The 13,049-nt window shown below is 35.0% G+C and carries 5 protein-coding genes; all 5 read left to right on the top strand.

The genetic code is table 11. The features are described 5' to 3' along the window. The coding region (locus H3U49_RS03135) for a MucBP domain-containing protein (RefSeq protein ID WP_198179607.1) at positions 1-1,722 on the top strand (1,722 nt) is incomplete at its 5' end. Between the two features lie 167 nt (positions 1,723-1,889). Then, positions 1,890-6,230: a BspA family leucine-rich repeat surface protein gene (locus H3U49_RS03130; RefSeq protein ID WP_198179604.1), complete on the top strand. Its 4,341-nt coding sequence runs from the start codon at positions 1,890-1,892 to the stop codon at positions 6,228-6,230. Between the two features lie 24 nt (positions 6,231-6,254). Next, a complete protein-coding gene (locus tag H3U49_RS03125; RefSeq protein WP_198179602.1) occupies positions 6,255-9,608 on the top strand; it encodes a MucBP domain-containing protein in 3,354 nt (1,117 codons plus the stop codon). Positions 9,609-10,461: 853 nt separating this feature from the next. Then, complete coding sequence (locus H3U49_RS03120; protein ID WP_198179600.1) at positions 10,462-10,989, top strand: hypothetical protein; 528 nt, start codon at positions 10,462-10,464, stop codon at positions 10,987-10,989. A gap of 593 nt (positions 10,990-11,582) precedes the next feature. Continuing rightward, a partial coding sequence (locus tag H3U49_RS03115; protein WP_198179598.1) for a BspA family leucine-rich repeat surface protein occupies positions 11,583-13,049 on the top strand: 1,467 nt, incomplete at its 3' end.

The raw sequence follows: 13,049 nt of genomic DNA, 5'->3' as shown, positions 1-13,049 counted from the left end.
CCCACTGTCACTTTAGTTTACACTGATCAAGGCAAGGTCACCATTCATTATCAAGATGAAAATGGCAAGCCGCTTTTAGATAAAAATGGTAAAGAAATTAAAGATTCATTTCTTCAAGGAAAAATTGATCAAGATAAATGGAACATTGATCCCAATGACTATAAGCTTCCTGGCTATGCTTTTGTGAAGGCAGACGGTAAGACTTCTGGTATCTTTGATGCCACTAACCCCACTGTCACTTTAGTTTACACTGATCAAGGCAAGGTCACCATTCATTATCAAGATGAAAATGGCAAGCCGCTTTTAGATAAAAATGGCAAAGAAATTGACGATACAATTTTACAAGGAAAAATTGATCAAGATAAATGGAACATTAATCCCAATGACTATAAGTTTCCTGGCTATGCCTTTGTGAAGGCAGACGGTAAGACTTCTGGTATCTTTGATGCCACTACTCCTACTGTCAATTTAGTATACACTGATCAAGGCAAGGTCACCATTCATTATCAAGATGAAAATGGCAAGCCGCTTTTAGATAAAAATGGTAAAGAAATTGACGATACAATTTTACAAGGAAAAATTGATCAAGATAAATGGAACATTAATCCCAATGACTATAAGCTTCCTGGTTATGCTTTTGTGAAGGCAGACGGTAAAACTTCTGGTATCTTTGATGCCACTACTCCTACTGTCAATTTAGTTTACACTGATCAAGGCAAGGTCACCATTCATTATCAAGATGAAAATGGCAAGCCGCTTTTAGACAAAAATGGCAAAGAAATTGACGATACAATTTTACATGGAAAAATTGATCAAGATAAATGGAACATTAATCCCAATGACTATAAGTTTCCTGGTTATGCCTTTGTGAGTGCAGATGGTAAAACCTCTGGTATCTTTGATGCCACTAATCCTACTGTCAATTTAAAATATACTTCCAAAGCTCAACCTATTAAGGTTCATTATGTAGATAACCAAGGGAAATCCATTAGTGAAGATAGAATCATTTCTGGAACAATTGGTCAAAAAATACCTGTAGAACCTAAAGAAATTCCTGGTTATTCCGTTTCTGAAATCAATGGTAAAAAAATAACAGATAAAGGAAACATAACCCTTTACTTGAGTGATAAGCCTCAGGAAATAACTTATACATATACTCAAAACTCAAGTAGTACGCCCAATAAAGCAAAGGCACCTAATGTTACTGTTCATTACCAAGATGAATATGGCAATATTTTAACTCCAAATGTTGTATTAGAGGGCTATGTTGGTGACGGCTATACTTCTGAAACTAAATCTATTTCAGGTTACACGTTAAAAACCAGACCAAATAATGCTACTGGCTTCTTTACTACTTTTCCACAAGATGTAACTTATATTTATAGTAAAAATGAAACTAATAGTAACCAAATCACTGACAAACAACCCGATAATAATAAGCCGACTAAAGTCCCAACTATAAAGAAACCTAAGCGTAAACCAACAAGGCACTTAAGAAATATTAACAGAAGAAAACAACTTGATAAAAAATCAAGCATTCCTACTAAACTAGTGCAAAGAAAAACTATTACGCAACAAGCAAACAGCACAAACAATAAACACTCTAGTTCTTTGCCACAAACTGGGAAAAATCAACATTCCAGTTTAGCGATGCTGACACTTGGAGGCATAGCTTTAATAAGTGCCTTTAGTTTAGCTTGGTTAGATAGAAAAAAAGAATAAATAATTAGTAAACATACTTTTACAGATTAAATGACTGTATAAGTATGTTTTTTATATTTTCTGATTTTTGTTATAGAAATAGTATATTAACAAATATCATCTTGATTTTAACTGTCTACCAAACTATACTAAAATTGTATAGATATAAAATTTAGAAGAGGAAATATATGAATAAACTTAGGAACACCAATAAGCAAGGTGAAAAGCTACTGCTTGGTGGTATGGCAGCTGCTGCTTTTGGTCTAATTAGCACTAAGCCAAAAACAGTTAAAGCTGCTAACTTGAATGGAAACCATTCTACGTTTAAAAAGACTAAAAAAGCAGCAGTTAAAACTAAAATTAATTATCAAACAGCTCGTTCAAAGTTGACTAGGGACTCTGGTTCCTCAAAGCCACAAACTTCTTTTGAAAATCAGGATGAGCTTACTGATCAGAATCAAGAAGATTTAATAGGATCAGATAGTAATACCAATATTACAAAACCTACTAATAGTGAACAAAATCCAGTTTCAAATAACGATAGTAGTCAAAATATAGCTGCTAGCAAAAACAATAACAAAGAAAATAGTTCTAATAGTAACACTATTCAAACCAGCAGTCAGGATACTGATTCAAATAACTTTGACCCAAATCAAGCTGCTAAAAGTGCTGTAACAAGTAAATGGAACGGGTTAACTGTTTCCTACGAAAGTAATACAGATGAGCTGACTATATATGGTGGAACAGATACTCCAGCAGTTATTTCTAACAATATTGAACCAATTAAAAAAATTAGTATTGATGGAAACATCAATGATGTAGCCTCAAACTATGTCAAGACTATAACAATCAAAGGCAAAATTAAAATTATTGGTTCTGCTGATAATTTATTTGCAGATTTATTTAATTTAGAAACCATAAATGGACTCGAAAACATAGATACACAAGAAGTTACCAATATGGCAAACATGTTTAGTGGCAGTTATAAACTATCTAGCTTAGATTTATCTAATTTTGACACTTCTAACGTTACTGATATGAACTCTATGTTTTATGGATGTTCAGCTCTGAAAAATTTAAAGTTTGATCCAGCTAAATTTAATACTGCTAAGGTAACCAACATGGCATCCATGTTTAAAAGCTGTGGCGTCCAAAGTATAGACCTTTCACGTTTTAATACGTCCAATGTAACTAATATGGCTGATATGTTCTCCGGGTGTGCAGTTACTAGTTTAGATTTATCCCATTTTGACACAGCTAAAGTAACCGATATGAGCGGTATGTTCAATTATAATGTTCTTCAAGCTTTGGATGTTTCATGCCTTGATACTGCTAAAGTAACTAATATGGCAAAAATGTTTGCCAACAGCAGAAATTTAACAAGCATTAATTTTGGAACTAAAGATGCAACCAAGTTTAATACTTCAAATGTAACTGATATGTCAGATATGTTTAATACCAGCGAAAAATTGACTGATATTGATTTATCTACTTTTAATACTGCCAAAGTTGCAAATATGGCCAACATGTTTTTTTCTTGCAAAGCATTAACTGGGCTAGATTTATCTCCCTTAAATACTTCTAATGTTACAGACATGAATGGTATGTTTGAATACTGCAATGGATTAACTTCTTTAGACGTATCTCCTCTTGATACTGCAAAAGTTACCAATATGGCCAGAATGTTTCATTCCTGCCAAAAATTAACTTCTTTAGACGTTTCTACTTTTAAAACTTCTAATGTAACAAGTATGGAAGATATGTTTGACTATTGCAGCAGTTTAACAGACCTTAAATTCGGCAATCCTGGCACCACTACTTTTGACACTTCTAATGTAGTCACCATGAAAAATATGTTCGCTTACTGCTCGGCAATGGTGAATTTAGACTTATCTGCATTTGATACTTCTAAAGTAGAAGTATTCACGCTCATGTTTGATAATTGTTCACGACTGTCTAATTTAAATCTTTCTAGTTTTAAAATTACTGCCAAAACTAATGTAAGTGGCGGCATTAGTATGGATTATATGTTTCGAAATTGTACTTCTCTAGCAACCATAGATGTTTCTCACTTTGATACTTCAAATGTAGGAAATATGCGGGGAATGTTTGATACTTGTTATTCCTTAACGAGCTTAGACCTGACAAATTTTGTCACATCTAATGTATCAGACATGTCTGATATGTTTAACCAATGTGCAAGCTTAAAAAGATTAAATTTATCCAGTTTTGATACTTCAAATGTTACTAATATGTGGTTTATGTTCGCTAATTCTGGTTTAGAAAGATTGGATATTAGTAACTTTGATATGTCTAATGTTTCAACAACAGAAAGCATGCTAGGTGGTCTACAAAATCTGAAAATATTGGTACTTGGCAAGAAAAATAACATTGGTACAAGTCCTTTCAATGATAAATTAAATTCTGGATTTAACACTTCAGGTACTTGGACAAATATGGGTAGCGGACAAGTGCCAAAAGATCAGAATTCCTGGTCTGCTGATCAGCTGGTTAATAAATACGACCCAAGTAAAGATTATGATACATATGTCAATTTTTCCGCTCCTTCTCTAATTACAGTTAAATACGTAGACAACAATCAAAAAGATATTGTACCTTCTGATCAGCTATATGACTTTAAAAATACAGCTTTACTTGACACTTTACCAACATTTAATTCTATAAAGTTAAATAGAAATACGGATTACCAGCTAGAACATATTAAACTTGATGAAAAAACAGTATCTGATCTCAAAAATGTAAAATTTGGTGACATTCCGCACACTATTACTTTTGTTTACAACGCAATTCCAGCTGGAGTAATTACTGTTTACTATAAGTACAAGGACAAAGACGGTCAATTGCGGAACATTCTTGATGAAAATGGCAAGGCAAAAACTGCCACCATAAATGGTTCTCTTCATGATCGTTCAGCAAACATTAAGTTTGATGCACTTGATGGCTATACTAAAGAGTCTTATCAAATTAATGATGAAGATCCAGTAATTAATACTGATGACTTTACTGTTCCACTTACCAAAGATCCTCAAACCGTCACTCTTATTTACAATCCAATTTCAGCTGGAACAATTACTGTCAACTATAAGTACAAGGACAAAGACGGTCAATTGCAGAACATTCTTGATGAAAATGGCAAGCCAAAAACCACTACCATAAATGGTTATCTTTTTGAACATTCAGCAAACATTAAGTTTGATGCACTTGATGGCTATACTAAAGAGTCTTATCAAATTAATGATGAAGATCCAGTAATTAATACTAATGACTTTACTGTTCCACTTACCAAAGATCCTCAAACCGTCACTCTTATTTACAATCCAATTTCAGCTGGAACAATTACTGTCAACTATAAGTACAAGAACAAAGACGGTCAATTGCAGAACATTCTTGATGAAAATGGCAAGGCAAAAACTGCCACCATAAATGGTTCTCTTCATGATCGTTCAGCAAACATTAAGTTTGATGCACTTGATGGCTATACTAAAGAGTCTTATCAAATTAATGAAGGAAAGCCGGTAGATAATACTGATGACTTTACTGTTCCACTTACCAAAGATCCTCAAACCGTCACTCTTATTTACAACCCAATTTTGGCTGGAACAATTACTGTCAACTATAAGTACAAGGACAAAGACGGTCAATTGCAGAACATTCTTGATGAAAATGGCAAGCCAAAAACCACTACCATAAATGGTTATCTTTTTGAACATTCAGCAAACATTAAGTTTGATGCACTTGATGGCTATACTAAAGAGTCTTATCAAATTAATGATGAAGATCCAGTAATTAATGCTAATGACTTTACTGTTCCACTTACCAAAGATTCTCAAACCGTCACTCTTATTTATAGTCAGACTTCTGGAAGCAATAGTTCAAACGGCAGTAATGGCTCAAACAATTCCGGTGATAATGGCTCTGGTTCTAATGGTTCAAACGCTTCAGGTAACGGTTCCAATTCCAACGGCAATGATTCCGGTTCTAATGGTTCAAACGGTTCAGATAATAACGGCTCAGGTAACAATAATTCCAATAACTCAGGTAGTGGCAACAACGCTGGGTCTGGCATTAACAATAGCTCCAGTAATAATTCCGGAAACAGTAGCAGCAGTTCGGGTAATAATTCCAGTAGCAGTAGTAATAATAATGGTGCTACCGGCAGTATTGGCAACAACTCAGATAACAATTTAAATAACGGATCCAATAATACTGGGTCTAATGTATCTTCAGGTAAACACAAAAATACTAGTAAAAAATTAAATAAACACAGAAATAAACCAAGTTCAAATAATAAAGGTTTTACCAAATTAAAAAATAAATCAAATAAATATAACAATGGTAAAACTAAAAATATGGAAAAAGCTGGTAGTTCAAATATTGCTACCCACAAAGAGAAGCTATTACCACAAACTGGCTCAAATAAACGTTCCAGCTTAGCAGTACTTGCTTTGGGTGGACTTGCATTAGCAAGTGCATTAGGTGCTATTTGGTTTAATCATAAGGAAGATTAGTTAGTAAAGAGGTTTAAGATTAATATGAATAAACACAAAATTTCTGGTAAAAGTAGTGAAAAGTTATTATTTGGCAGTATGGCTGCTGCTGCTTTGGGTTTAATTAATGCCAAGCCAAAAACAGTTAAAGCCGATTCTATAAACAAAAGCAGGGCTACTTTAAACAAGGCAAATAAAAGGGCAGCTAAAACTAAATTAAATTATCAAACTGCTGTAAAGGTTAAGACCGCTGATACTACAGAAGATGACCAAAAAATTGAGAATGATCAAGGCACTGATAATGAAGCTGAAAGCGAAAATAATAATCAATCCAGTGTTACTACTCAAGATAATAATACAAATACAACACAAAATAGTAATGTAGAAACTCGCACTTACACACCAAATTCAGCTTCAAATCAATTTGATTCTGATGAAGCAAAGAGAGATGATACTACTAGTTTGCAGGGTACTTGGACCCAGAACAAAATACCTGTAACTTTTAATACAGATACAGGTGTGATGGAAATTGGAGATAAAACCAAAAAAAGCACATTTAACTGGGATGGTAATGGCAGCGCTGGTATTGCCAACCACATTCAAGGTATACCTAATTTTGATCCTACTTCAGTTAAAGAAATACATATAATTGGGGACTGGGATTTCACGAACAATGCTGATGGGCTATTTGCAGGACTGACAAACCTTACTAAAATTACAGGGTTGGAGAATATTGATACTTCAAAAGTATACGATATGGAGAATATGTTCAATGGCTGTGCATCTTTAACAAGTTTAGACTTATCTAGTTTCGATACCAAACAACTCAGCAAAGACGTTTGTGCCAATTACTCTATGCGAAATATGTTTGAAGGTTGTACTAGTTTAGTTGAACTAAATATACTAAACTTTTACCCTAACAATACAGACGCTACAAAAGATATGTTCAAAGGTATCACAAAATTAAGAAAATTAGTTGTGGGTGCTGATTTCTGTTCCAACGGTGTAACCTTAGCTAACACGGGGCTTGGCGGTGAAGGTTCTTGGGTAAACATGGGAGAAGGTGAATATGCTGATTCAAAAGGAAAACATATTTATCAAACTACCGCTGATTTTATAAAAGAGACTTACCTTAATGATACTTATATTCGTTTTGAAAATTTAGGTGGAAAAATTACTGTTCACTATCAAGACAATGAGAAGAATGCCATACCCGATATGGATGATGACAATCAATTTGGCAACATAGGTGATAGCCTTGTTAATGATGACCCAATTACTGCTTTCCAACCTAAGGATAAAGTAACCATTAATGGCAAAGCATACACTCTCAGTGGAGCTAAAATAAAAGATAATCCTGTAGACTTAAAAGATGTAAAGTTTTCCGCTGCTCAGCAAGATGTTACATTAATCTATGCACCAGAAGAAGCTAAATCAGTTACTGTTTACTACAAGTACAAGGATGAAGCTGGCAACCTGCAAAATATTCTTGATGAAAATGGCAAGCCAAAAACTAAGACTGTTTCTGGCTACCTTGGCGACAAGTCCGTCGTGACATTTGATGACCTTGCTAACTATAAGAAAGATTCCTATCAGATCAATGATGACCCAGTAACTGAAAGCACTGATAACCCTGCTGTTACGCTCAGTGACCAGGAACAAAAGGTTACCCTGATTTATGACCAGATTCCTGCTAAACCTATTACTGTTTACTACAAGTACAAGGATGAAGCTGGCAAGCTGCATGATATTCTTGATGAAACTGGCAAGCCAAAAACTACTACCATTTCCGGTTACCTCGGTGACAAGTCTTCCGTGACATTTGATGATCTTGCTAATTACAAGAAAGATTCCTATCAAATTAACGATGACCCGGTAACTGAAAGCACCGATAATCCTGCTGTTACGCTCAGTGACCAGGAACAAAAGGTTACCCTGATTTATGACCAGATTCCTGCTAAACCAGTTACTGTTTACTACAAGTACAAGGATGAAGCTGGCAACCTGCAAGATATTCTTGATGAAACTGGCAAGTCAAAAACTAAGACTGTTTCCGGTTACCTCGGTGACAAGCCTGCCGTGACATTTGATGACCTTGCTAACTATAAGAAAGATTCCTATCAGATCAATGATGACCCGGTAACTGAAAGCACCGATAATCCTGCTGTTACGCTCAGTGACCAGGAACAAAAAGTTACCTTGATTTATGACCGTATTCCTGCTGGAAAAGTTACTGTTTACTACAAGTACAAGGATAAAGCTGGCAACTTGCATGATATTCCTGATGAAAATGGCGAGTCAAAAACTACTACCATTTCCGGTTACCTCGGTGACAAGTCTTCCGTGCCATTTGATGAGCTTGCTAACTATAAGAAAGATTCCTATCAGATCAATGATGACCCGGTAACTGAAAGCACCGATAACCCTACTATTCCACTTAGTGAGCAAGAACAAAAAGTTACGCTAATATATACTGAGAATAAGACTAGCAATGGCTCTGAATCCAACGGCTCCGGTTCTAATGGATCTGGCTCTAACGGTTCCGGTTCTAATGGTTCCGGCTCGAATGGCTCTGAATCCAACGGGTCTGAGTCGAATGGCTCAGGTTCCAACGGGTCTGGCTCTAATGGTTCCGAATCTAACGGCTCCGGTTCTAACGGCTCTAATGGATCTGGTTCTAATGGTTCCGGCTCGAATGGGTCCGGTTCTAATGGTTCTGGTTCTAATGGCTCCAATGCTTCTAACACTACCGGTTCAATTGTCAACAGCCCCGCAGCCATAGCGCCTGCAGTCACAGTTCATTATCAAGATGAATATGGCAACACTGTTGCTCCTGACCGCGTAATCCAAGGTCGCATTGGTGATGGCTATACTACTGGTGCCGAAACTGTTTCTGGCTATACTTTAAAGACCCGGCCTGATAATGCGACTGGTTTCTTCATCAACAGTCCGCAAAGCGTGACCTACGTTTACAGCAAGAGTGATGGCCAAACTAATAATTCCACCACTGCCCCAGCTGGAAGCCAGACGCCGACTGATAATGAGCCGACTCCAATTCCGACCAGCAAAAAGAACAAGAAAAAGAAGGCACCTAAGAAGGCAATTAAAGGCCTTCATGCAAATAAGCAGAGCAAGAAAGCACCTGCCAAATCAATCAAAGGTCTCACAGCTAACAAGCATCAGGCTAACCGCCCTGCTAAACTGGCGGCTGCAGGTCGCAAATTAAACAAGACTGCTAGCTCTGACCCACAAAAAGGCAAGCTGCATCAGGACAGCAGCACTGATGCATTGCCGCAAACTGGTGCCGAGAAGCACAACAGTTTAGCCATGCTGGCACTAGGTGGTTTGGCCTTGGCCACTGCTCTAGGTGCTGCTTGGCTTGAACGTAAAAAAGACTAATTCAAAACTATAACTTTCTAAGCGTAGGATTATAGCCTATATTTATATAGTTCACTAAAGCAATCATAAAAGGCATTATGATTTCCAGTTAAGCAAGTATCGAAAGAAAGCTAGCTTTTATTAATTAGCAAAAGCACATTTTTTATAAACGTCTCTCAAAAAATTTTAGTAATTGAGAGACGTTTTTATATGCTATAAAAACTTTGTCTTAAATAAGATATCAAGAAACTTTTTACTATTTTTTTATTTTACATATATATTTATTTACTAGTATCGCTGCTACTGTTCTATGTTTACTTGCAACTAATCCTGAATCTGTTAAGGCTGATACCTTGTCTCATAATGGCAATATGTATCCTAATTCTACTAAGAATATTATTAATACGGATGCAAATAATACTGAAAATGACTCAAATACTTCTATAGCAACCAAAACTTCAGAGAGTTCTAGCTCCACTAGTTCTGCAGAAGATGATAATACTAATAACAGCACCTTAGACATCGATAGCGCTAATACGAAACCTTCCACAGTAACTACAGGATCAAAAATTCTAACTCTCCTATTACTTTGAAGATGAAACTAAAAGGACGCCACTCCTACTCCTGATCTAAACTGGAATGGGATAAAACACAAGGTTTATTAACTGTTTACAATGGTACTATTCATAATGAAAATAATGATATAGACTACGCTTTTCACATTAAGGGAGTTAAAAACGATACTGACATCAAGAAAATTAAGTTTAAAGGAAATATTAAAATTTACGGACCTGCCAGTACACTTTTTAATGGACTTAACCAATTAATCGCAATATAAGGACTTGACAATCTCGATACTTTTGAAGTTACTGACATGTCTAATATGTTTGCTTACTGTAAATCATTGCAAAAGCTTGATATCAGCAATTTTGACATAACAAATGTGCCTGTTGATTTGACGGGCTTGAAGAATAAGGACAAGAATAAAACTATAAACATACTTGCAGGATTGGATAGTTTATGCGCTATAAGTATCAGTAGAACAAATAAATTTGAAGGTATAAGTCTACTTACTAATGGCTATACAAATACATGGATCAACGTGGGTAATGGAACTGAAAAAGAATCTGAAAACAGTCTATCCTTAGATTCGCCAAAATTACCTGGGACTTTACAAGACATAGTAGACAATTATAAAAAAATAACTAAAGATGAATTTATTCGCTATAACGTTATGGCACATTATGAGGAAGAAAACGGAAACCAAATTTCACCAGATGGTTATGTATTCGTGGATAAAGACCCTGTTGAAGTACCGGTTAAGAATATAGCTGGTTATACTTGTACTGTTGCAAAATCTATAAAGATAAATGATATCCAACCGATCCAACTAAAATATTAGAGCACATATATACAAAGAACACAAATAGTGGCTCAGTCAGCAACGTTTCAGGTGTTCAACGTAAACTGAAACACAATGCTTATATTTACACTAAAAAGCCAAACCAATTAATAATAAATTATTAAAGAAAAATCAACAGATAAAAGTGTATTTCAGTACCATTAAGTTTAACAATTAATTTTACTATATCATAGGTAAGAGTCAATTTGTTAAGAAAGTAATCTTTTACAAAGTAATAATATATTACAAGAATTCAATCAGTAGTCAGTACTGCTTATTGAGGTCTTTTTTATAACTTAAAATAAAAATAGTAATTACTTTTCTTAATAATGCAATATCTACTATTAGATACTAAAAAATCAGCATAGCTAAACTTGCATTTTATCACAAATTAGCAATATTAGTATACTTGTATAGCAATTATTCATCTTTTGGTATGTGTGCAAAAAGAACAGTTAAACTTTAAGTAAATAAAATAACGTTCTATCAAATTTAATATAAAATATTTTTTATCTCTAAAAGTCGCGTTGACTTTCAAAAAAACCCGCAATATACTAAATGCGTAATAAAAACCTGATTATAAGAGGATTTATATGAAAACACACAAGAATATATATAAACAAGGAGAAAAGTTGTTTGTTGGGGGCATGACAGCCGCAGCTATAGGATTTTTCAGTGCTAACCCCAAGACTGTTAAAGCCGATAGCTTATCGGCAGGGTATTTAATGGCACAAAATGTCCAAAATAGCAGTAAAACTCAGCTTTCTAAAGCAGTTCTTACGGAATCTACTTCGACTGATTCTTCCGAAACAGAACAATCAGAAACTATGGATAAAGATGCTGCTAATGATCAACAATTAAATAACAGTAATTCAAGTCAAGAGACAAATGATAGCAACAATATCAACGGCAATGACAATTCAGCAAATTCGTCTGCTGCTTCTGAGAAAAATAATACTGATTTAGTTCATAGTGATATTAGTAAAAGAGATACTGAGAACCCTAATATTGTCGAAAGCACTTGGAACAATATAAAAGTCAGTTATGATACCACTCAAAAATCGTTGACAATTTATGGCGGCACCAAAGAAAAGCCAGTTGCAGTTAATAATCCTAACCCAATTTTGGGAACCTCAGATAAGGGATATATTGCAGGAGTTAATCCACTAGATATTACTGATATCAAAATAGACGGTCAACTTAAGTTATCTGGATCAGTCAACTTCTTATTTCATGGCTTAACCAAATTAAAAACGATTGAAGGCTTGGATAATCTTGATACTTCAGAAGTAACAGATATGTCGGAAATGTTTTCCGATTCAACAATGTTGCTTAAATTAGATTTATCAAACTTTAATACTGTCAAAGTGACACGCATGTACAACATGTTTCACAATTGTATTAATTTAAGGTACTTAGATATTCACAGCTTTAATATGACTAACACGTCAAACGTCGCGGGAATGTTACTTACCTTGGAAAGCTTAAAAGTATTGGTATTAGGAAAGGATAATAAAATTGGCCTTTCCGATTTTCAGAATAAAGCGCGCTGGAACAGCTTAGGATCTGGAAGTATCAGTAACCCAGCAGGTAAAGAAAATTGGACTTCAAAACAGGTTGAAACAAATTATCACAGTAATAACATTTCTGATATCTTTATATCAACCATAGCTAATCCAGTTTTTGTCCATTTTCGTGATGAGAAAGGTAATCAGGTTACTGATCAGAATGGCAAAATTGTACCTGATACTGTTGAGGTCGGTGAAATAGGAACACAACCTAAAGCTGCTGAAGAATTTGACTGTTATAAGAATGCACATATTACTAATTACAGTTTAAAGAAGATTTTAATTAACGGAAGCGAAGTTACACCTGGTTCAGCTGAAGATATCGTTGATTTCAAACTATTAATTAATGATGACGGACCTGATATTTACGCTAATCAAGATGTTACTTTTGTTTTTGCCAAGCAGCCTCAAGGCCAAGTCCTTATCTCCTATCAGGACGAAAGCAAAAATGACCTGCCTGATGCTAATGGCAAGACTTCCGATCACGGCACT

The sequence above is a fragment of the Lactobacillus sp. W8174 genome, from assembly GCF_016100975.1.
Classification (GTDB): Bacteria; Bacillota; Bacilli; order Lactobacillales; family Lactobacillaceae; genus Lactobacillus; species Lactobacillus juensis.
This window is presented reverse-complemented; position numbering and strand designations above follow the sequence as displayed.

What these genes read in the sequence shown, in the direction of transcription:
- H3U49_RS03130 (WP_198179604.1), top strand. Translation starts at nt 1,890, where the DNA reads ATGAATAAACTTAGGAACACCAATAAGCAAGGTGAAAAGCTACTGCTT.
- H3U49_RS03125 (WP_198179602.1), top strand. Translation starts at nt 6,255, where the DNA reads ATGAATAAACACAAAATTTCTGGTAAAAGTAGTGAAAAGTTATTATTT.
- H3U49_RS03120 (WP_198179600.1), top strand. Translation starts at nt 10,462, where the DNA reads ATGTCTAATATGTTTGCTTACTGTAAATCATTGCAAAAGCTTGATATC.